The sequence below is a fragment of the Polaribacter sp. ALD11 genome, from assembly GCF_002831685.1.
Lineage (GTDB): Bacteria > Bacteroidota > Bacteroidia > Flavobacteriales > Flavobacteriaceae > Polaribacter.
Genome location: NZ_CP025119.1, coordinates 3,339,879 through 3,362,756 on the forward strand (window position 1 = coordinate 3,339,879; position 22,878 = coordinate 3,362,756).

At 30.8% G+C, this 22,878-nt stretch carries 19 protein-coding genes; 12 read left to right on the forward strand and 7 right to left on the reverse strand.

The genetic code is table 11. The features are described 5' to 3' along the window. Positions 1-239: 239 nt before the first annotated feature. The 3 genes from CW731_RS14455 to gatB/aspS are packed head-to-tail and all read left to right on the forward strand — an operon-like array spanning position 240 to position 5,234. A complete protein-coding gene (locus tag CW731_RS14455) occupies positions 240-506 on the forward strand; it encodes a hypothetical protein (protein WP_198519826.1) in 267 nt (88 codons plus the stop codon). A 1-nt stretch (position 507) separates the two neighbouring features. Then, on the forward strand, positions 508-1,899 hold the full coding sequence (locus tag CW731_RS14460) for an amidase family protein (protein WP_100947393.1): 1,392 nt from the start codon (positions 508-510) through the stop codon (positions 1,897-1,899). Beyond that, the gene (gatB/aspS, locus tag CW731_RS14465) at positions 1,899-5,234 is read left to right on the forward strand and encodes a bifunctional amidotransferase subunit GatB/aspartate--tRNA ligase AspS (RefSeq protein ID WP_100947394.1); all 3,336 of its coding nucleotides are present in this window, start codon (positions 1,899-1,901) and stop codon (positions 5,232-5,234) included. The genes CW731_RS14460 and gatB/aspS overlap by 1 nt, the downstream gene beginning before the upstream one ends. A 333-nt stretch (positions 5,235-5,567) precedes the next feature. On the opposite strand, the gene CW731_RS14470 is transcribed toward gatB/aspS, so the two are convergent. Beyond that, positions 5,568-6,284, reverse strand: coding sequence for a hypothetical protein (locus CW731_RS14470; RefSeq protein WP_100947395.1), 717 nt, complete (start codon positions 6,282-6,284; stop codon positions 5,568-5,570). 455 nt (positions 6,285-6,739) lie between these two features. On the opposite strand from CW731_RS14470, the gene CW731_RS14475 reads away from it, so the two are divergent. The 9 genes from CW731_RS14475 to trpA all read left to right on the forward strand — a co-directional run bounded on the left by CW731_RS14475 (position 6,740) and on the right by trpA (position 14,486). Further along, positions 6,740-8,131: an anthranilate synthase component I family protein gene (locus tag CW731_RS14475; RefSeq protein WP_100947396.1), complete on the forward strand. Its 1,392-nt coding sequence runs from the start codon at positions 6,740-6,742 to the stop codon at positions 8,129-8,131. A 188-nt stretch (positions 8,132-8,319) separates the two neighbouring features. Continuing rightward, on the forward strand, positions 8,320-8,895 hold the full coding sequence (locus CW731_RS14480; RefSeq protein ID WP_100947397.1) for an aminodeoxychorismate/anthranilate synthase component II: 576 nt from the start codon (positions 8,320-8,322) through the stop codon (positions 8,893-8,895). A 39-nt stretch (positions 8,896-8,934) separates the two neighbouring features. Next, positions 8,935-9,924, forward strand: a complete 990-nt coding sequence (gene trpD, locus CW731_RS14485) for an anthranilate phosphoribosyltransferase (protein ID WP_100947398.1) — start codon at positions 8,935-8,937, stop codon at positions 9,922-9,924. Between the two features lies 1 nt (position 9,925). Then, positions 9,926-10,099 (forward strand): hypothetical protein, encoded by a 174-nt coding sequence (locus CW731_RS15700; RefSeq protein ID WP_198519827.1) that lies wholly within the window; start codon positions 9,926-9,928, stop codon positions 10,097-10,099. A 93-nt stretch (positions 10,100-10,192) separates the two neighbouring features. Further along, entirely contained in the window at positions 10,193-10,981 is a 789-nt protein-coding gene (trpC, locus tag CW731_RS14490; protein ID WP_100947399.1) for an indole-3-glycerol phosphate synthase TrpC, read from the forward strand. 2 nt (positions 10,982-10,983) lie between these two features. Then, positions 10,984-11,691 (forward strand): phosphoribosylanthranilate isomerase, encoded by a 708-nt coding sequence (locus tag CW731_RS14495; RefSeq protein ID WP_100947400.1) that lies wholly within the window; start codon positions 10,984-10,986, stop codon positions 11,689-11,691. Positions 11,692-11,747: 56 nt separating this feature from the next. Then, on the forward strand, positions 11,748-12,932 hold the full coding sequence (gene trpB / locus CW731_RS14500) for a tryptophan synthase subunit beta (protein ID WP_100947401.1): 1,185 nt from the start codon (positions 11,748-11,750) through the stop codon (positions 12,930-12,932). Further along, positions 12,932-13,708, forward strand: a complete 777-nt coding sequence (locus tag CW731_RS14505) for a DUF3050 domain-containing protein (protein WP_100947402.1) — start codon at positions 12,932-12,934, stop codon at positions 13,706-13,708. Before trpB ends, CW731_RS14505 begins: the two co-directional genes overlap by 1 nt. A gap of 10 nt (positions 13,709-13,718) precedes the next feature. After that, a complete protein-coding gene (gene trpA, locus CW731_RS14510; RefSeq protein ID WP_100947403.1) occupies positions 13,719-14,486 on the forward strand; it encodes a tryptophan synthase subunit alpha in 768 nt (255 codons plus the stop codon). Positions 14,487-14,539: 53 nt separating this feature from the next. Here the strand turns inward: trpA and CW731_RS14515 are convergent, their stop codons facing one another. The 6 genes from CW731_RS14515 to CW731_RS14540 form a co-directional block, all read right to left on the reverse strand. Continuing rightward, positions 14,540-14,989 (reverse strand): FKBP-type peptidyl-prolyl cis-trans isomerase, encoded by a 450-nt coding sequence (locus tag CW731_RS14515; RefSeq protein WP_100947404.1) that lies wholly within the window; start codon positions 14,987-14,989, stop codon positions 14,540-14,542. Between the two features lie 42 nt (positions 14,990-15,031). Continuing rightward, positions 15,032-16,642: an amidohydrolase gene (locus CW731_RS14520; RefSeq protein WP_100947405.1), complete on the reverse strand. Its 1,611-nt coding sequence runs from the start codon at positions 16,640-16,642 to the stop codon at positions 15,032-15,034. A 19-nt stretch (positions 16,643-16,661) separates the two neighbouring features. Continuing rightward, positions 16,662-17,024 carry a MauE/DoxX family redox-associated membrane protein gene (locus CW731_RS14525; protein WP_100947406.1) on the reverse strand — a complete coding sequence of 121 codons (363 nt, stop codon included), beginning with the start codon at positions 17,022-17,024 and terminating at the stop codon, positions 16,662-16,664. A gap of 190 nt (positions 17,025-17,214) precedes the next feature. Further along, complete coding sequence (locus tag CW731_RS14530) at positions 17,215-17,934, reverse strand: hypothetical protein (protein ID WP_157812237.1); 720 nt, start codon at positions 17,932-17,934, stop codon at positions 17,215-17,217. 77 nt (positions 17,935-18,011) lie between these two features. Further along, complete coding sequence (locus tag CW731_RS14535; protein ID WP_198519828.1) at positions 18,012-19,775, reverse strand: TonB-dependent receptor; 1,764 nt, start codon at positions 19,773-19,775, stop codon at positions 18,012-18,014. Further along, positions 19,775-22,813, reverse strand: a complete 3,039-nt coding sequence (locus tag CW731_RS14540) for a tetratricopeptide repeat protein (RefSeq protein ID WP_198519829.1) — start codon at positions 22,811-22,813, stop codon at positions 19,775-19,777. The genes CW731_RS14535 and CW731_RS14540 overlap by 1 nt, the downstream gene beginning before the upstream one ends. Between the last annotated feature and the right edge of the window lie 65 nt (positions 22,814-22,878).

The window sequence follows — 22,878 nt, forward strand, 5'->3', positions numbered from 1 at the left end:
ATCACTAATTAAATATCAATATTTTAGAGATACTTCAACAGCACTATAAAATTATAAAAAAGAGGTTTTTGTACCATATTTTCTGCATATATTTGTGCGTATAGAAAATAATATGACAATTAATAATAACAATCGTAATTTCAATAATTCTAATTTATAGAACGGAAGGTTGTTGTTTAAAAATATATAAAGCCTTCCAAAAATTTGGAAGGCTTTTTTTTGAATCTAAAATTAAAGACATGAGTAAAATAATGACGGTAGACATTTTGTCTAGTATTAAAGGAGCAAAACCATCGGAATCGGTGAATAAATTATTTGATGTAATTAAAAATGCAAATCAGAATAATAATGCTACACATACGGTTCATAATAATGTAGTGTTTTTAAGTGATTTAAGAGAAGATGTAGTTATTGAAAGTGCTTCCTTAGAAAAAGAAATTATTAGAGAAAACTTTCCAAGAGAAAAAAACGGATTTTTAGTGGTTGCTAAAGTGATAGAAGATTAATATGGAGTCGCAGATAAAAAAAATACATCAACAATTGATGTCTAAAGAAATTACTTGCACAAGTTTGGTGCAAGAAAAGTTGGACTTATTAAAACAAAATACGCATAATACTGTAAATTCTTTATTAGAAGAAACTGCTTTAGCATTGGCTAAAAAAGTAGATGCTAAAATAAAAAATGGCGAAGAAATAGGTTTGTTAGAAGGTGTTCCTTTCGGAATTAAAGATGTGTATATGTTGCAAGGAACCTACACAACAGCAAGTTCAGACTTGTTAAAGAAATACAAAGCTGCATATACAGCAACTTCTATTCAGAAATTGTTAGATGCAGGTGCAATTCCTCTAGTAAAAGAAAATTGTGATGCTTTCGGACATGGTTCTTCTTCTGAAAACACCATATTTGGAGCCGTTAAAAATGCGATTGATCCAACTTTAGTTGGTGGAGGTTCTAGTGGAGGTTCTGCAGTAAATGTTGCAAAAGACTTTACCGTTTTTTCAATTGGTGGAGATACAGGAGGTTCTATTCGCCAACCCGCAGGTTACAATAAAGTATACGGATTTAAACCAACGTATGGTAGAATTTCTAGATACGGATTAATGGCGTACGCATCTTCTACAGATTGTGTTGGGCCTATTGCAAAATCTATTGAAGACATAAGAATTGTTTTAAATGTGATGAGCGGAAAAGATGTAAGAGACCAAACTAGTTATGCTTCTGATGTTATTTCTGAAGATTTAAATTCAACAATTAAAACGGTTGGATATTATACCAATTTTATTGAAAGCGATGCAATAAGCAAAGAAATTAAAGCCGATTTCTTATCAACTTTAGAAAAAATAAAAGCCAAAGGAATTAAAGTGAAAGCATTAGATTTCTTTAATGCTGATGTATTAGTTTCTACGTATTACACCTTGGCAATGGCAGAAACTGCTTCTAATTTATCGCGTTTAGACGGTACAAATTATGGTGATAGAGTAGAAGGAGCGAATTTAAAAGATACGTATGCTATTACACGATCAGAAAAATTTTCCGAAGAAACAAAAAGAAGGATTGTTGGTGGAAACCAAGTGTTATCTCAAGGTTTTTCTGATGAAATTTATTTAAAAGCACAAAATTTAAGAAATCAGATTTCTGCAAGATTTAGTGAAGATTTTGAAACCGTAGATATAGTTTTATCTCCAGTAACGCCTGCAAATCCGCCAAAAATTGGCGAGAGCTTAAATGATCCTTTAGCTATGTATTTATCAGATGCTTACACGGTTGGTTTTAGTTTAGGTGAGTTACCTACGTTAACCATTCCTAAAGGAACTAATACAGGATTACAAATTACAGCAGACAAGAAAAAAGATGCGGAAGTTTTACAATTTGCTAACTTCTTAAACGATATTTTATAATGGAACAAGCGCAATTAAATGAAGCTTTAAAAGCTCACGATTTAGAATTGATTATCGGTTTAGAAACGCATGTTCGTTTAAATACTAAATCCAAATTATTTTGTTCTTGCCCAAATGAAGAAACAGAAGCTCCTAATACAAATATTTGTTCTGTTTGCACAGGGCAAATGGGGGTTTTACCAGCCATAAATAAAGAAGCTATTACAAAAGCTATTTATTTTGGAAAAGCAGTAAACTCTACATTTTCAAACGAGGTTACTTCTTGGGATCGTAAACATTATGAATATCCAGATAATCCGAAGAATATACAAATTACACAGTTTCACAATCCTGTAATTCCAGATGGTAGCGTTTCTTGTTATAGAAATGACGGATCTGAATTTAAAGTAAGTTTAACACAAACACATATCGAAGAAGACGCTGCAAAATTAATGCACGAAAAGAAAATTTCTTTAGTAGATTTTAACAAAGCAGGGGTTCCGTTAATAGAAATTGTTACAGATCCTTGTATTCGTAATATTGAAGATGCATCTATATATGCACAATATATTCAGCGTATTGTTCAGAATTTAGGTATTTCTGAAGCAAATTTAGAAAAAGGAGAGTTTAAGTCTGATGTTTCTGTTTCCTTAAGAAAAAAAGGAAGTACCATTTTAAACCCAAGAACAGAAATTAAAAACTTGAATTCGTTTAAGTTTATGGTGGAAGCTTTAAATGAAGAAATTGAAAAGCAATTAAATTACTTTACAGAACATAAAGATTTTAGACCAGATCAAACTACGGTTTTATGGGATGCAGATTTAAAGCAGACCAAAACCATGCGTACAAAGGAATTTGAAGCAGATTATCGTTTTATTTCTGAACCAGATTTACCATTTGTTTCTATAAAAGAGGTAGTTGCAAGTATTAAAATTGATGCAAGTGCTTTACCTTATGCGGTGGAAACTGTTTTAATAAAAGGTGGAGTTTTACCACAAGATGCAAAGTTTTTTACTGCGGATGCCATTCGCTCTAAAATATTTATGACGATGAATGAAGCAATTCAAGATCCGTCTTTTGTTGCAAAAACATTGGTAAATAATATTGGCGCAGATGCATATGAAAACATTCATCAAGTTGATGATTTAATTGAAATTTTTCAGTTGTTTAAAGCAGATAAGATTACATCTGTTTTAGTTCAGAATGGAATCACATCGTATTTAAAAGATGTTAAATTCGATTATAAAAAGTATTTTGATGAGAACACCATTTCAGAAGAAAAAATTACTGCTGCAATCGCAAAAGTAATTTTAGAAAATGAAGCAATTGCAACTGATATTAAAAACGGAAACCAAGGAAAAGCAGGTATTCTTGTAGGAAAAGTAATTGCAATTATTGGTAAAGGTGCTTCAGGAAAAGTAATTCGAGAAGGCATTTTGAAACAACTTTCTGGTGATGTTGCAACTGTGAAGAGTGAAGTAGGAGGTGAGCAAGTGGAGGCAAAAGATGAAGAGCGAAAGGTGAATATGGAAGAAGAAGTTTTGCCGAAAACTCCAATTATCATAAAAGAAGAATATAGAACGCATAAAATATCTGAATTAACAGAAGCATCAATTAATGAGAAAGTTACTTTATCTGGTTGGGTTTCTAGTGTTAGAGATCATGGTGAATTGATGTTTATCGATTTAAGAGATTCAAGTACTCAAATTTTTCAGGTTCGTTTAAGTAGAGAATCATTTTCTAATCTAGACGAGTTGGTGAAGTTGAAACCAGAATCTGTGATTTCTGTAACAGGAATTGTGGTTCAACGTAATGAAGACGATTATAATGCAGGATTAAGAACAGGGAAGTTAGAATTAGAAACATCTGATTTAGAAATTTTAAACCTTTCTAAAACACTGCCTTTTGAAATTAAAAGAGCGATAAAAAGTAATGAGAAAGTCCGTTTTGAATACAAGTTTTTAGACCATAGAAATGACGAGGTTCGTAAAGCAATTGTAAACAGACATAAAGTAATTAAATTACTACGCGATATTTTAGACGAAGAAGAATTTTTAGAAATTGAAACCCCTATTTTAACTGCAGGGACAGACGAAGGAGCAAGAGAGTTTATTGTGCCTACAAGAAAACAATCTGGTTTGTTTTATACATTACCACAAGCACCACAACAGTTTAAACAAATGTTAATGGTGGGTGGTTTTGAAAAATATTTCCAAATTGCACGTTGTTTTAGAGATGAAGATTCTCGTGGAGACAGACAGCCAGAATTTACGCAATTAGATATAGAAATGGCATATGCAAGTATGCAGCAAATTATAGATTTAAACACAAAAATGTTTAATGAAGTGGTTCGTAAAATTTACGGTAAAAAATGGATTTTATATCCGTTTGAAGTAATTACCTACAAAAATGCGATGGATAAATATGGTTGCGATCGACCAGATTTACGTTATGGTTTGCAGATGCAAGACATTACAGACATTGTAAAGGATACCACTTTCCAAGTTTTTAGCAAACCAATTGAAGAAGGTGGAATTGTAAAATGTATTAAAGTTTCTGCGAAAGAACAAGGAAACAAAAGAATGTCTAAAGGGCAAATTGAAAACTTAACGGCTATAGCACAACAAAATGGTTTAGGTGGTTTGGCGTATATTATTGTAAATGAAAACGATTTACAATCGCCAATAATTAAGTTTTTAGGTGAAGAAATTGCTGAAAATATTATAAAATTTACGGAAGCTAAAGTAGGTGATATCGTATTTTTCTCTGCGGCAGATTATGCAACTGCAAATAAGGCGTTAGATGCAGTTCGTCAAGAAATGGGACGCATTTTAAAGCTGATAAATCCGAAGGAATTAAGACCTGCTTGGGTGGTAGATTTCCCGATGTTTGAAAAAACAGATGAAGGAAGATGGACATTTACACACAACCCTTTTTCAATGCCAGCAATTTACGATTTAGATAAGCATATGACTGGAGAAGATGAAGAAATAGGAACCATTATTGCGCAACAATACGATTTAATCTTAAACGGTTATGAAATTGGTGGAGGTTCTGTTCGTGCACATAAATCAGAAATTTTAGAAGCAACCTATAAAAATATGGGGTACAATAAAGAGGAAATGATGAAAAGTGTTGGAACCATGTATAAAGCTTTTCAATATGGAGCACCACCTCACGGAGGAATTGCTTGGGGAATAGATCGTTTAATGATGATTTTAGAAAAGAAAGCTTCTATTAGAGAAGTAATGGCGTTTCCTAAAACAGGTTCATCGGAAGATTTATTATTTAATGCGCCTTCTATTTTATCTGATAAAAAGGTTGAAGAAATGAATGTTCGAATTATAAGGAAGTAAATTTTTAATAATTTTTTAAAATATTAAAATCTCGCGAAAGCGAGATTTTTTTTTGTTTTGGTTAAAAAGAGGTCTTAATAAAAGTGTTTGTTTTAGGTTGGTATGTATGGTTTGTTGTGTGTTTTAAGCAAATAAATCACAATCGACAAAAGTTTTGTTTTTAGACTTTCATGAATAAGCTAAAAATCAGCAATTAAGTTTATATGGTGTTGGAAATTGTAGTTGTTAAATTATAGAATATTTTTCAAATCTTGTTTTCTAATTTAGAGAAAATAATTACCAACTACGAAAGTCCACGAGGACTTTCGTAAGTAGGCTAGAGCTAGTAATAAGTTATATACGGTGTTTTACACAGGCTTTATTTACTCTATTTGTAATTCTTTCATTTCGTTTATCTATAAGCTCAATTGTACTTTCCATATAACTCTCATAATCATTTTTATTTTCTGGTAGAGCAGAACGTTTGAAGTTGTCAAAGGGCAAAGAGAATTTGATTTCTCCATTATTTCCTATAAAATCTTGAAGCATAAAAAAATCTATATAACCTTTAAAGTCTTCGAATAATTTAAAAAAATCAGAGTATCGTTTTAATGTACTTGTCAAAGGGCTTTCCTCATTTACATAATATCTTCTGAAACATTCCAAAGTTAAGTCAAATCTGTCACTTATCTTACGATTAACTCCTCTTGCTTGATTAATCGTAAACCCATCTTTTCTATGTGCAGGAAAAACTATGTGTCCTCCAATTGTTCTGACTTTTTGTTGAAATTTCTCTTTTTGAGATTCACTCAACCAACCATCCAATTTTCCGTTATATTTTCCAACAAAATGTGGGCACATTCTATCGCTCGATAAATTGTCAGTCAAATTAGTTTTTAGTATTAATCTTCCATAATTTTTACTTGAAATTCTTAAATCTAAAGTACTATTATTAGAAATTTCTTTATTCCATAAAAGACTATGGATTTCATATAATTTTTGACTATCAGTATCAGGGTCACCACATTTACTATCTAACCTGTAATCATATTCAATATCTATATTGTTCATAGTTTGTTCTGGTTTTTTCTAGCTTACGTAGAATGCAAGTATATCATCATTGTTGATATATTACATATAGTTTATAACTCATAAAGTTACTCTTTTCACTCAAACGGCACAAATCACTTTCTATCTAATAATCTATAATATTCTAAAAAAAAAGTTATTTCAGTAAATAAATTCAAATTAAAGGTTGCTCAATTTAAAAATCTACCTTATTTTTGTAACTCAATGAAAAATACACAAAACATATCTTGGTGGTGGAGCTCTCTTAATTTATAAGTGAGAACTAAACCTATATGTATATAATATACCAAAAAAGGCTTATCTCACGATAAGCCTTTTTTTTTATGATGATTTTTTGGGTCATCATAAGTAAAAAAAGAATAGACAAATGTCCCCTCGAGCGCAGTCGAGAGGTTCTAAAATAAGTCTCGACTGCGCTCGACCAGACAAAAAGTAAAATGAAAAAATTACAATTTAAGACAATTCATAAAACGAAGATCGCGGATACAGTTACACCAGTAGGTTTGTACTTGCGTTTTAGAGATAAATATGCAAATACTTTGTTGCTAGAAAGCTCAGATTATCACAGTAAAGAAGAGAGTTTTTCTTTTATTGCTATAGAGCCAATTGTTACCATGAAAGTGGACGATTATCAGTTTTCGGTTACTCATAAAGGTACAGAAACTGAGGCACAACCCATCAATAAAAACTTTTATCAGTTATTCGATAAATTTACAAGTTCTATTGCTTTAGAGTGTCCTGCGGAATTAAAATCATTCAATGGTTTGTATGGATATTCGACATTTGATGCTGTTCAATATTTCGAAAACATCAAATTTACAAACAAGAAAGCACCTTCTGCAATTCCAGAAATGCAATACAGTTTTTATAGATTTATTATTGCCATCAATCATTTTAATGATGAAATGACACTGATAGAAAATATTGAAGAAGGAACGGAATCTCGCATACATGAAATCCAAACAATTATAGATGCACAAGCATTCAATACACAAAAGTTTGAAACTGTAGGAGAAGAAACTTCAAATGTTACAGGAGAAGAATTTAAAGAATATGTAAGACAAGCAAAAACGCATTGTAAAAGAGGAGACGTTTTTCAGTTGGTATTATCACGCCAATTTCAACAGAAATTTAAAGGAGACGAATTCAATGTGTATAGAGCATTGCGTTCTATAAATCCGTCGCCATACTTGTTTTATTTCGATTACGGATCTTTCAAATTAATGGGTTCTTCACCAGAAGCACAGATTAAAATATCAGGCGGAAAAGCGACTATTAATCCGATTGCAGGTACATTTCGTAGAACGGGTGATACAGCAGAAGATATTAAATTAGGTAAGAAACTATCCGAAGATAAAAAGGAAACGGCAGAACACGTAATGTTGGTAGATTTGGCGCGAAATGATTTGAGCAAACATGCCGATAAAGTTACGGTAGAGGTATTTAAAGAGGTGCAATATTTTAGCCACGTTATTCATTTGGTCTCTACGGTTAGAGGAAAAATTAAAGGAAATCCGATTGAAATTGTTGGAGATACTTTTCCTGCCGGAACGCTGAGTGGCGCACCAAAATACAAGGCAATGGAGTTGATTAATAAGTATGAAAATCAAACACGCGGATTTTATGGTGGCGCAGTCGGCATTATCGGTTTAGATGGTTCTGTGAATTTGGCGATCGCCATTCGTTCTTTTGTGAGTAAAAACAACGTTTTGTATTCGCAAGCAGGCGCAGGAATCGTAATTCATTCCGACGAAGAGAAAGAATTACAAGAAGTAAATAATAAGTTAGCAGCGTTAAATAAAGCGTTAATTTTAGCAGAGAATATTTAGGGCGTTCGAGCGGGCTTTCCACTATATCTTTTTTCCGAAAAAGAAAAAAGTATGCCGTTTCAATCCCTAACGCAAAAGTGAGTATTAAGTCATTACGAGGAGTTTTCCGACGAAGTAATCTCTTAATTAAAAAACAGATTGCCACAGCAAATGAAAAATTTGCTTTGCAATGACAATTAGAAAAAAATATGAAAATATTAATTTTAGATAATTACGATTCTTTTACCTACAATTTGGTGCACATGGTAGAAAAAATTACAGGAAATTTTCCTGCAGTTTTTAGAAACGATGAAATCAGTATTGCAGATGTAGGAAACTATGATATGATTATGTTATCTCCAGGACCAGGAATTCCTGATGAAGCAGGAATCTTAAAAGAGGTAATTAAAACGTACGCAGGAATAAAACCAATTTTTGGAGTTTGCTTAGGTTTACAAGCAATTACAGAAGTTTTCGGAGGAAAAATAATCAATTTAGAAGATGTTTTTCATGGTGTTGCTACAGAAATGCAAGTAACAGATAAAAACGCAATTATTTTTAAAGAGGTTCCAGAAACATTTTTAGCAGCACGTTACCATTCTTGGGCAGCAACAGACGAAGGTTTTCCTGAAGAAATACAAGTAACTGCAAGAGATGAAGATGGTTTAATTCAAGCAATTGAACATAAATTATTTCCAATTTCTGCAGTTCAATTTCATCCAGAATCTATTTTAACAGATGTTGGTGAGCAATTGGTTAGGAACTTTATTAATGCGAATAAATAAACGTCATTGCAAGGTACGAAGCAATGACAAGTAAGAATTATGAAAGCAATTTTAAACAAATTATATAACCACGAAAGATTGTCTAAATCTGAAGCAAAACAAATCTTAAAAGATATTGCTGCAGAGAAATACAATGACGCACATTTAGCATCGTTTATGACCGTTTTTATGATGCGTCCAATTACTGCAGATGAACTTGCTGGTTTTAGAGATGCGTTAATGGAATTGGCTATAAAAATAGATTTATCAGATTATAATACCATCGATATTGTAGGAACTGGTGGCGATGGAAAAGATACCTTTAATATCTCTACTTTAACTTCTTTTATTGTTGCAGGCACCGGACAAAAAGTAGCAAAACATGGTAATTATTCAGTGTCTTCTCAGTCTGGTTCTTCAGATATGTTAGAAAGTTTTGGATACAATTTTACGAATGATGAAACTATTTTAAGAGAACATTTAGAGAAAGCGAATATCTGCTTTTTGCACGCTCCTAAATTTCATCCAGCAATGAAAGCTGTAAGTTCAACAAGAAAAGCATTGGCATTAAAAACGTTCTTTAATATGTTAGGTCCTTTGGTAAACCCGAGTTCACCTAAAAATCACATGTTAGGGACTTTTAACTTGGAAGTTGCACGTTTGTATAATTATATTTTGCAAGAAGAAGATATTAATTACGGAATTATTCACGCCATAGATGGGTATGATGAAATCTCTTTAACAAGCGGATTCAAATTCTTTACAAAGAACGGAGAGCAAATTATAAATCCAGAAGATTTAGGACAGAAAAGAATTCAACAATCAGAAATTTTTGGAGGAAATTCTGTTGCAGATGCAGCGAAGATTTTTAAATCTATTTTAGAAGGAAACGGAACAGAAGCACAAAACAATGTGGTATTAACAAACGCTGCTTTTGCGTTAACTATTGTTAATGAAGCAAAGCCTTTTGAAACTGCATTTAATGAAGCAAAAGATTCGCTTTTTGGATTGAAAGCAAAACAAATTTTAGAAAAACTAGTAAATATTTAAGATGACAAAAAAGAAAAATAATTTAATCTCAATTATTCCTGCATTTTTATTAATGGGTGCAGCAATTGGTGTTCAAGTAGGAAATATTATTAAATATTCTATTGTTGGATTAATCGTTGGAATTATAATCTACTTTTTTTTGAGTTATAGAAATAAAAGAATAAATAATAAATAAAAAGGCGTTATTCCGAAAAAGGAACGACTAAAGGAGTATTTAAATTAAAAGAACAGATTGCTTGGTTCCTCGCAATGACATAATATAGAAGAAATGACAATACTAGATAAAATAATCGCGTTTAAAAAGAAGGAAATAGCAAAGATAAAGGCAGAAGTTCCTATCAAAAAATTAGTTGAAAGTCCGAATTTTGGAAGAGAAGTTTTTTCACTAAAAAAATCTTTACTAGAAGTTGGTTCTACAGGTATTATTGCAGAGTTTAAGCGTCAATCACCTTCCAAAGGTATCATTAACGACAAAGCTACTATTGCAGAGGTTACAAATGGATATTTAGATGCAAATGTTGCTGCACAATCAATTTTAACAGACACTTCTTTTTTTGGAGGTTCGATGGCAGATTTGATGGAGGCAAGAATCATCAACCAACAAAAACCAATTTTAAGAAAAGATTTTATTGTTGATGGTTTTCAAATTGTAGAAGCAAAAGCAATCGGAGCAGATGTCATTTTATTAATTGCTTCTTGTTTAACTTCCGAAGAATTAAAAAACTACGGAAACTTGGCGGCAGATTTAGGTTTAGAGGTTTTGTATGAGATACATACGCAACAGGATTTAGATAAGATTAATAATTTAGATAATAAGATTATCGGAATTAATAATAGAAATTTAAACACTTTTGAAGTTGATTTAGAGAATTCTATAAAATTGTCTGGCCAAATACCGGATACTTGTATAAAAGTTTCTGAAAGCGGGATTTCTGACCCGAAAATAATAACAGGATTAAAAGAGTTTGGTTTTCAAGGTTTTTTAATTGGAGAAAATTTTATGAAAACAGAAAATCCGGGAGAAGCTTGTCAAGAATTCATAAGTCAAATTAGATAAATATGAAACTGAAAGTCTGCGGAATGAAATATGTAGAAAATATTCAAGAAGTTGCAGCATTGCAGCCAGATTATTTGGGTTTTATTTTCTATGAAAAGTCAAAACGAAATTTTGAAGGAATTATTCCAGAGCTTTCAAAAGCTATCAAAAAAATGGGAGTTTTTGTAAATGAATATCCAGAGATTGTAATTTCTTTAGTAGAGGAATACAGTTTAGATGCAATTCAATTACATGGTGACGAGTCTGTTGATTATGTGAGAGATTTAAAAAATCAGTTAGCAGAAAGAAGGGCTTTATTTATTGAAGAAAATAAGCAGATACAGAAGAAAAAGAATCAGCATTATATTTCTGACAACGAAGTTGAAATTATTAAAGTTTTCGGAATTAAAGATGAATTCAATTTTAATGATTTAAAGGCTTATTTAGAGCATGTAGATTTCTTTTTGTTCGATACAAAAGGAAAGGAAAGAGGAGGGAACGGAACAAAATTTGATTGGACTGTTTTAGAAAAATATCCTTTTGATAAACCTTTCTTTTTAAGTGGAGGAATCGGATTGTCAGCTATTGAAGAAGTACAAAAAATAATGAATTCAGGTTTGCCAATTTATGCTTTGGATGTGAATAGTAAGTTTGAAAGTGAACCAGGAAAAAAGAAAATACAAGAATTAAAGAAGTTTAAAAATAACGTTATTACGAACAGCGTGAAGTAATCTGCTTATTTATTAAGAGATTGCTTCGTTTTTCGCAATGACAGAATTATATAAATATGAAATCAAAATTTCACCCAGACAAAAATGGATATTATGGACAATTTGGAGGCGCATTCATTCCCGAATTGTTACATCCAAATGTACAAGAATTAGCGGATAATTATATTCAAATTATCGAATCTGAAGAATTTCAGACAGAGTATAAATCACTACTTAAAGATTATGTTGGTAGACCAACACCTTTGTATTTAGCCAAAAGACTATCAGAAAAATACGGAGCTACTATTTATTTAAAAAGAGAAGATTTAAACCATACAGGAGCTCATAAGGTAAACAACACGGTTGGTCAGATTTTAATAGCAAAGAAGTTAGGTAAAACAAAGATTATTGCTGAAACAGGAGCAGGACAACACGGTGTTGCCACTGCAACCGTTTGTGCTTTAATGGGGTTAGAATGCACGGTTTTCATGGGCGAAAAAGACATTGTTCGTCAGGCACCAAACGTTGCTAGAATGAAAATGTTAGGAGCAAAGGTAGTTCCTGCTACAAGCGGTTCTAAAACCTTAAAAGACGCTACAAATGAAGCAATAAGATATTGGATTCAGCACCCAGAAACTTTTTATTTAATAGGTTCTGTTGTTGGTCCTGCACCACACCCAGATATGGTTGCAAGATTACAGGCTATAATTTCGGAAGAAATGAAATGGCAATTAAAGGAGAAAACAGGAAAAGAAAATCCGGATACAATTATTGCTTGTGTTGGTGGAGGAAGTAATGCTGCAGGAGCTTTTTATCATTATTTAGATGATGAAAATGTAGAATTAATTGCTGTTGAAGCGGCAGGTTTAGGAGTTGATTCTGGTGAAAGTGCTGCAACTTCTCAGTTAGGTGAAGTTGGAATTATTCATGGAAGTAAAACCATTTTAATGCAAGATGAATATGGCCAAATAGTAGAGCCTTATTCTATATCTGCAGGTTTAGATTACCCAGGAGTTGGACCTTTGCATGCTTTTTTATATGAAACTAAGCGTGCCAAGTTTATGAATGCAACAGACAAAGAGGCTTTAGCCGCAGCTTATGAATTAACTAAGATAGAAGGAATTATTCCAGCTTTAGAAACAGCACATGCGTTGGCTGTTTTATCAAAAATAAAGTTTAAGAAAGACCAAGTTGTAGTGGTTAATTTATCTGGTAGAGGAGACAAAGATTTAGAAACGTATATCAAACATTTAGAAGAATAATGAACAGTAATATTGTACATATTGAAAAAGAATTATCTGGTTTAAGAAATGAATTGAAAAACCATTCATTATATAAAAAGTTACACACGCTAGAAGATATTCAACTTTTTATGGAGCTTCATGTTTTTGCCGTTTGGGATTTTATGTCGCTTTTAAAAGCTTTACAGATTAATTTAACTTGCGTTTCAATTCCTTGGGTTCCAGTAAAAAACACAGAATTGGCTCGTTTTATTAATGAAATTACAATTGCGGAAGAGAGTGATTACGACGCTAATGGTGTGATTAAAAGTCATTTTGAAATGTATTTGACTGCAATGTCTGAAGTAAGTGCTGACACCAATGCAATTAATGATTTCATTACAAAGATAAAGTCTAATGTTTCGATTGAAAAGGCATTAGAAACGGTAGAAGTTCCTACTGAGGTAAAAGAGTTTGTAAACTTTACATTTGATACTATAAAGACAAATGAAAACCACCTAATTGCGTCTGCATTTACTTTTGGTAGAGAAGATGTAATTCCAGATATGTTTATAAATATTATTGAGAAAGCATCTTTAGAAAATAGTGAATCGTACGATAGTTTAACATATTATTTAAAGAGACATATTGAATTGGATGGAGACGAGCACGGACCTTTATCATTAAAAATGATTGAAGAATTATGTGGTAATGATGCACAAAAGTGGAAGGAAGTTTTAGATACTGCAAAAAAAGCATTACAACTAAGAATTAACTTGTGGAGTTCTATTGAGCAACAATTAATGAATAGAAATTAAAATTATTGACATGAATTCAATTCAAGAAGTATTTCAGAAAAAAGATAAAAACTTGTTGTCTATTTATTTTACTTGTGGTTATCCAAAATTAGAGGATACTACAAAAGTTATAGCAGCATTAGAAAAAAGTGGTGTAGACTTTATTGAGGTTGGTTTACCATATTCAGATCCTTTAGCAGATGGCCCAACAATACAAGATAGTAGCCAAAAAGCATTAGAAAACGGAATTAATTTAGATGTTATTTTTGAGCAATTATTAACCATTAAAGAAACTAATAAAACACCTTTAGTTTTAATGGGATATCTAAATCAGATGCTTAAATACGGTGAAGATAAGTTTTGTCAAAAAGTAGTTGATTGTGGTATAGACACACTTATTCTTCCAGATTTACCAATGGTTGAATTTGAAAACCATTACAAGGATTTATTTGATAAATACGGAATTACAAATGTATTTTTAATAACACCTCATACTTCAGAAGAAAGAATTAGAAAGATAGACTCCTATTCTAAAGCATTTATTTATGTTGTTGCTTCTGCTTCTATAACTGGTGCTAAAGGAGATATTTCTAATAATCAAATTTCTTATTTCGAGAGAATTAAAGGAATGAATTTACAAAGTAAATTAATAATTGGTTTTGGTATTTCTGATAAGCAAACATTTAATACTGCTTGTAAGTATGCAAACGGAACAATTATAGGTTCTGCTTTTATAAAGGATTTAGGTCTAAATGGAATTGATAAAATAGATGCTTTTATCAAACCAATAATTTCATAATAAAAAAAGCGAAACTTATTAAGTTTCGCTTTTTTTATACGTTTTAAAATTATTTAGTTAACACTAATTAGTTTAATATCAAAAACTAAAACGGCACCTCCAGGAATAGAACTACGTCCGTTTGCGCCATAGCCTAAATTAGACGGAACTAATAAAATACCTTTTCCGCCTTCTTTAAAATAAGTGATTCCTTCTGTCCAACCTTTAATAACTTGATTCAGTCCAAAAGAGATTCCATTAGCATCGCTTTTATCAAAAACGTTTCCGTCTAAAAAATATCCTTTGTAGGCTACCGTTACATTAGAGCTACTAGTAGGTCTTTTTCCTTCACCTTCATTCTCAATTACATAATATAAACCAGAGTCACTTCTGTTCGCATTAAGGTTATTTTCTTCTATGTATTTAATAATATCAGCTTCAGTTTGAGGAGTGAAATTTGAATTGTCACTAGAGCAAGAGGTAAAAAATATTAATAAGAAAAATGATAATAAGTATGATTTCATTTATAGGGTTTTAAATTATTGGGCAAATATACTCGTATTAGTTTAATAAACCTTTTCACCATTTAAATAAGTAGAGACAGCTTTTATTAGGTGAATTTTATTTCCTTCAACACTCATAATATCCTGATTTAAAATCACAAAATCTGCAAACTTCCCAACTTCAATAGAACCTTTTTCATTTTCTTCAAAGTTTGAATATGCCGCCCAAATAGTCATTCCTTTTAAGGTTTCTTCTCTTGTTAATGCATTTTCCATTTGAAATCCACCTTCAGGAAAATTATCAACATCTTTTCTAATAGTTGCTGCATAAAATGTTAAAAAAGGATTTACTTGCTCTACAGGAAAATCTGTTCCTAAAGCAATTTTACCGTACTTATTTAATAAATCTTTAAAAGCATAAGCACCCTTCATTCTTTTTTTTCCAATTCTTTCTGCTGCCCAATACATATCTGAAGTTGCGTGTGTTGGTTGAACAGAAGGTAGAATATTATCAAAAAGATCAAAATCTTCTTCGAAAATTATTTGTGCATGTTCAATTCTCCAACGTCTATTTTTAGCATTTGCTAAAACATCTTTATATGTTTTTAGCATCCAAGTATTCGCAGAATCTCCAATTGCATGCGTATTCATTTGGTATTCTGAAGCGGCAATTTGTTTTGCTATTTCTTGATACCTCTCCGGAGCATAAATTAAAGCACCAAAATGATTTTCTCTATCTGAATATGAGGTACGCATTGCAGCTCCTCTAGACCCCAAAGCACCGTCTCCATAAACTTTAAAAGAACGTACATTTAATCTATCGGTTTTAATAATTCCTTTGTTTATATAATAATCTAGGTTTTTTTGTGTTGCTGAAACCATTGCATATACTCTCATTTTTAAAGCTTTTACTTGCTGCAAGCTATCAATTAACTCGATGGTAGATTGCTCTAAACCAGCATCATCAACAGTTGTTAATCCGTAAGAAAAAGCTGTTTTTTGAGCGTCTAATAAACCTTGAATAGCTTCTTGCTTCGTTGCATTAGGAATCTTAATAAAATCCATAGCAGCATCAATTAAAACACCTGTCATTTCTCCATCCTTCAAAATGATTTCTCCACCAGAAACCTTTGTTTCTTTGGTTATTTCTGCTAAATCAATTGCTGCCTGATTTACTAAATACGCATGCCCATCAACTCTTCTTACAGCCACAGGAATTGTAGGAAATAAAGCATCTAACTTTTCTTTAGTAGGAAATTCTTTTACTTCCCAATCATTTTGATCCCAACCACGACCTGTAATAAAAGTTGCATTCTTTTCTTTTTGAAAAGCGACAAGTCTCTCTAAAACTTCATCATAACTATTAGTACCATTTAAATCTACCTTTTGTTGTTGCATTCCCATTCCATAAAAATGACAATGAGCATCAATTAAGCCAGGAAGAATCGCTTGTTTTTTTGCGTCTACAATTACATCAGACTCGTATTTACCTTCAATTTCTGCATTTTTACCAACAGCTACAAAAATACCATCTTTTACTGCAAAAGCTTCTACTTTTTCAAAACCACTGTTAACGGTATATGTATTTGAATTGATAATTATTAAGTCTACTTTTTCTTTATTGCAAGAAAAAAGTGAAAGGAGTGTAACTAAGGTTAAAAGTATTTTCTTCATTTTTTTTTGATTCTTTAATTTATGAATTTTTGTACATAATATAAGCGCAATACATTAGTAGGAATTGTAAAGGAATTCTAAGAAAAGCAATTTTTTTAGAACCAATTGCGGGTCTAATTTTAGTTGCATCCCAGATATGAATAGGGAGAAAAATAACCATTAGTATAAAAATTCCTGTAGCTGCATCTTTTACGGTTCCAGAGAAAAATAAACCCAAACCTAAAAAGAATTCGATGAATCCAAAAATATAATTGATTGCAAGTTTTGGAAGAAATTCTGGGATAAAATGCTTGAAAATATTTGGTCTTATAACGTGCATAATTCCTGCAAAACAGAAAAGGACTCCGAATATAATTCTTAAAACAAGTGAGGTAGTTTCCATGAAGTTACGATTTAATAAAATTAAAACAAAAGTCTTAGAATGTGTTGTATTTATTTTTACTTCGGAAGGGAGGCTTTTACTGTTTTTTATCTGTTTTAGTATTATAAGAAAAGAGAAGGATTAATGTATTCATGAATAAGGTATTTAGTTTGCTATAAAACTACAAAAAGGAAACGAGAAAGAATATTATTTATATTTCATTTAATTTTTTCTGAGCGTCTGTATATAAAAGGCTATGTTTTCTGAAATTTTCTTTCGACATCGATTTTAACTCATCAATAATTTCTAGCAAGATTTCTTTTGCTTTTTCTTCCTTATTATTCCGAATATAGAAATTAGAGAACTCTATTCTTTGTTCATAGTTAGAATATCTTTTATCAATTTTTATTAATTGATTTTCAGCTTTTTCTACAAATCCCTTTTGTTCTAAAGCCAATCCATAAAAATAGAAAGTATCTTTAAAATCTCTTTCTAAATTTATTTTTTCTGAATAGGAAATAACTTTGTCGAAGTTTTTAATTTCAAAATAACAGGTAATCAGTTTGTTTAATGTGTAGGGTTCATCTTTAAAATTACCTTGTAATGCTTTTTCATAATTTAGAATTGCATTTTCAAAGTCTTTGTTTTGTAAATACGCATCTGCAAGATTAATTTTATTCTGAAAAGTGTTAGAAAACGCCAATTCCTTTTGTAAATCTTTAATCTTCTTAGTCGGGTTTACAATATTTGTAATTTCGTTGCTAATAGTACTTACATCTCTTTTATTGATAACCTGTGTAATTAAGTAAACAAGACAACCAAGTAGGGGAATGAAAAGGATGATGAAAAACCAATAATAATTATTTTTGTTTTTATATGCGTGATAAATGCAATAGGCTTGTAGGCCAATAATGAAGTAATAATAAAGCATTTGTAAATATAATTAAAAGGATATTTTAAAAGCTATTTTTATTGAGAATTAAAAATGTTTGATAGGTTATAAAAAAATTAAAAATCAAACTTATACGTAATTCCTCCTAAAACTTGAAAACCTTGCGTATCAAAATTTGCAAAACGTTGGTAATCTGTATTCAATATGTTATTTAATCTTAGAAAAGCAGAAAATTTATCATTAAAATGATAACCACCGTTTAGGTTTACATCGATAAATGAATTTAAAGTTTGAATAGCTTTTAAACTTGAAGGGAATTCTGCATTGTACAAAGCATCTTTACGTTCATCTACATAAAAAATATTTGCAGTCGCATACCATTTATCTGCCTTGTATTTTGCTATAACGGCACCCTGTAAACTTGGCAAATTCCAGCTTTCTAAAGCATTTGTAGTTGTATAATTATCATATTGAATCTGTGTAGAAAAGGTAAGATATCTATCGAAAATATATTCGACTTCTGTAAAAAATGAAGTTGAGTTTACATCATCATAATAAATTCGATAAGAATTTCCGTATTCGTACCCTTTTAAAGGTTTGCCATTAGGAATAGTTGTAGTTCCATCAGTTTTAGAATTATTTCTTAAAAATAATGGCTTGTCTTCTTCCTTTTTTACACTAACTTTTACATTGTAACTAATGTCTCTTGTAATATTTCCTTTGAAACCAATAAAAAAGTTTGACGATTCTGCTGTTTGTGTAATAAATAAAGTTGGTGAAACATACGGGTTTTCTTCTGTGAATTTTTTATAAGTGTTCGTTTCTAAGTTACCTGTAAAACCACCATACCCATTTATGTATTTCTTGAAAATAGTCGTTTGTAAAAATAAATCTGGAAACATGAAGAAATTAGTAATATCATTCTCTGGATCTAGGGAAATAAAGGTTCTTAAACTTGCTTTCATTGAAAAGCCTGCATATTCAAGTTTGTATTCTGGAATTAATTTTGCGGTAATTTGATTGTAATCGATTGCGCCAGTGTTATTGTAACTGTTTTTAAAAGAACCTTTTAAGAGTTCTATTCCTGTTTTTATTGAAATTTCATTTAAATTATTACTTAAAAAATCTAAAGGGAAAATTAAATTGGCATCGAGATTAGCAACTATTTCAGAACTTTCAAATTTATCTGTAAAATAAGAAGCAGAAACCCTACCGTACTCTATATAAGAGTCATGAAATTTAAAATCTCCCGTTAATTTAAAAAAGTTATAATTTTGTTCTTCATCAATAGCATTTACAACTGCATCTGTAAAAACTCGGTCTTGAGGTAAACCATACCAATTGTAGTTCTTTCTTTCTGACTCTAAACTCACTTTCCAATCAAAATAACGCTCTTCTTGTTTAAAAAAAGTAGCAGCATTAAAATTTAAAAAATTACTGTTTAGAACAGAACTACTAACATTTTCTTCGGATGCACTATATTTTGCATGCAAACCAAATTCATTATCGAACCGAGTATTTTTATAGATGAATAACTCTGCATATGGACTTGCATAATTGCCAAATCCAGCGGCCAAGTAGTTATTATAAACTCTTTCTTTTACACCAACATTAATCCCTTTTACAATACCTGTTTTAGGAATAAATGTGGAAGCAACAGGTGCGGAGGAAATAGTATATTCTAATTTTTTCTTGTCGCTCTTTTTAAGCAATTGAATTGTAGGATTACTTTTTATTTTTTTAGCATCTGCAATTTTGGGGTTGTATTTTGTAACCACATTTACAATCTCTGTTTTTACAATAGTATCTTTCTTCTTTTCTTGCGCATTAGCAGAAAAGATACCGATTAAAATAGTGTATATAAGAAAGCCTTTTTTCATTAGTGCTGTTTTTCTGGAGTTACTGAATTGTTTGTTTTAGCTTCTGTTTCTTTGATATTATCTAGCTCTAATTGTGCATCTTTTATAATATCTTTAAACTCTTTAAAGTTTTTTATAACATTTTCTAAGACAAAAGTAGCTTGGTATACATCTTCTAAGCCATAATAGTTTTTACCCATTATTACATAACTTTTAACAGCCCAATATTTATAAGAAGCATATTTTGCAATTAATTTCTGAACAATTTCATTAGAAGCTTCGTATTCTTTTTGTTGATTTTTAAAATATGCATTGTAATACAAAGCTTCTGCTTTTAATATACCATTTGCTGTTTTTTCTATTTCAGTATAATATTCTTCAGCAGTAATAAAATCTTCATTTTTAATAGAAGACCTTGCAATAATTGTTTTTGCATCATTTTCTATTGTAGTATCTGTCTTATCTTTCTGTAATATTTTTTTAGCATACTCTATTGCAAGTTCATAAGCTGCTGTTTCATAATATCCTTTCATTAAATTACTTTGAGCAAAAAGAATGTTTTCTGAAATATATGCCACTTGTTCTAGTCTGTCTAGAAGTGGGAGTGCTTCCTCAAACTTGCCTTGTTCTAAGTAAATTTGAGATAACTTGTTAAGAGACTCTTCTGTATATTCAGTTTGTGCTTCATTGATGATGAACTCGTAATAAATTACTGATTTCTGAAACTCTTTTACTCTAAATAATACATCTGCCAAATAATAGTTTGCTTTTATTTTATGTATTCCTTGGGGAAACTCTCTAATATATTTTTGAAGACTTGCAATTATTTCTTCACCCACTTTAGACTCTAAATATTTTTTTTCTGCAACAGCAAAAGTAGTGTTGTCTAATTCTGAATTGGTAATATTTACAAATTTTAAAGTACCAATCCAATCTACATAGTCTTCTAAGTTTCCTTCTTCTATATAAACATTTCTAGCGTTTGCAACCGCTTCTAATGCATCAGGAGAATTAGGGAACTTAGCAGCCACATCTTTGTACTTCATTAAAGATTGCATGTTATCATTATCATTAAAATACAACAAACCTTGTCTTAACAAAGAGCGTGATATAAATACACTTTTAGGATGTTTCTCAATCAGCCTGTCATAGGCAATATGTGCATTTTTATGATCTTTTAATTTGGAATACGTATTCCCAAGTTGGTATAAAGCGTCATCTTTTAAGTTAGAAACTTGGTAGTTATTAATTACTTTTTTTAGTGTAATTATTTTCTCTTCATTTTCATTTGTAAAACCATAACTCATCGCTATTTGATATGTTGCGTAATCTGCTCCTAAACCATAATTATCGGTCACTTTTTTATAGGCTATAATTGCTTTTTTGTAATTAGTTGTAGCGAAATAACTATCTCCTAAACGAATTAAAGCATCATATTTTAAAGCATCTGAAATGGAATCATTTTGAAGGAAGCTTGAAAATGACTCTCCAGCCTTTTCATATTCCTTTAGTTTAAAGTGACTGTAACCAATATTATAATCAACTAGCGCAAAACTGGCTGTTTTATTTGATTTTAAAAACTTATTTAAAATAATAAACTTTGTCAGCGCATCTTTATAGTCTTCTAATCTATAAATTGTTTCAGCTTCCCAATAGTGCGATTTTTGTTTAACTTCTATAAGCTTAGATTTTTTTCCTTGAGTAAAATAAGGTAGCGCTTCTTTATATTTATTTTCGTTAAATAATTGAATACCTCTATAGAAAGAAACCTCTAAGCCTAATGCTATGTTTTCTTCGTTTTTTTTCTCTGATAAGAACTTTAAGGCGCCCTCGTAGTCTTGCTGATTTAAGAATGAAGAAACGACCAATTTATTTATTTCTTTGTAGGCTTTAGATTTTGGATAAGTTTTTAAATAATTCTGCAAAACTTCAGAAACTGGTTGAAAAGGATTTCCTTCTTCATAGCTTAATTTAGCATAATTTAAAGCAGCATCTTCTTTAATATTTCTATCAAAACTCATTTCTGCAGCAGATTTAAAAGCATTTAAAGCCGCCGCCTTCTTGTCTAACTTCATATAACATTCCCCTAAATGATAATATGCATTTTGAGAAACGGTATTCTTTTCATCAATAATTTTATTAAAGTTATTTACAGCATTTTCAAAATCATTTTGCTTATAATATGCATAACCTAACTGATAAAAATCTGTGTTGTTCCATTTTCCTTTTATGCCTTTATAGCCTTTTAAGTAAGGTATCGCTTCTTTATATTGATTAAGGTTGAAGTAACTCTCTCCAATAATTTTAGAAACATCAGATTTTAATTTTCTATCCATTGTTGGAAATAACTCTAAACCAACTTTTATAGACCGTTTAAATTTACCTGCTTTAAAACTAATGTCTAATAAATAATAAGAAATTTCTGCTCTGTAAGACTCGTTATCTGCAATTTCTTTTAAAGTAGATTCTGCAATATCGTAATCTTCTAATTTGTACGAAATAAAACCAAAATAATATCTAGAATCATTTCCATATTTAGGATCATTAATTAATGGCAGAAAGCGTGCTTTTGCCAAAGTTAAATTCTTGGTTACTAAAAAGCAATAACCCATTTTAAAGTTCAGTTCTTTTTTGTTTTCTATAGAAAGATCATCAACAGTTACTTTTTGAAACCATTTTAAAGCATAAGACGCTTTTTTATTTGCAAAATAATAGTTTGCTACCGTAAAAAAAGCAGTATTTTTTTTACTACTATTAGGGTTTTCTTCAACAAAAGAAAGTACTTTTTTGTCTGCATCTGGCTGATTTAGTTTTACAGCACACATTGCTTCATAATAAGAAGCATCTGCTTTTAGATTAGAACCAATAGAAGCATCTTTACTAACTTTTTCAAAAGTTTTTTGAGCAGCAGCATAGGCTTTTGTATTGTACAAATTCAATCCATTATTGTATGCAGTTAAATCTGTTGCATCTGCAATTGTTTGTTGCGAAAAAGAGTTTATGGCAACAAAATAAATAGATAAAGAAAGAATCAGTTTTTTAAAAAAAAGAAATTTCATAGAATTATTTTTATTCTCTTAGGGATAACGAACAATTGTTTAATTTGTTTGATAGGGAAACAAAA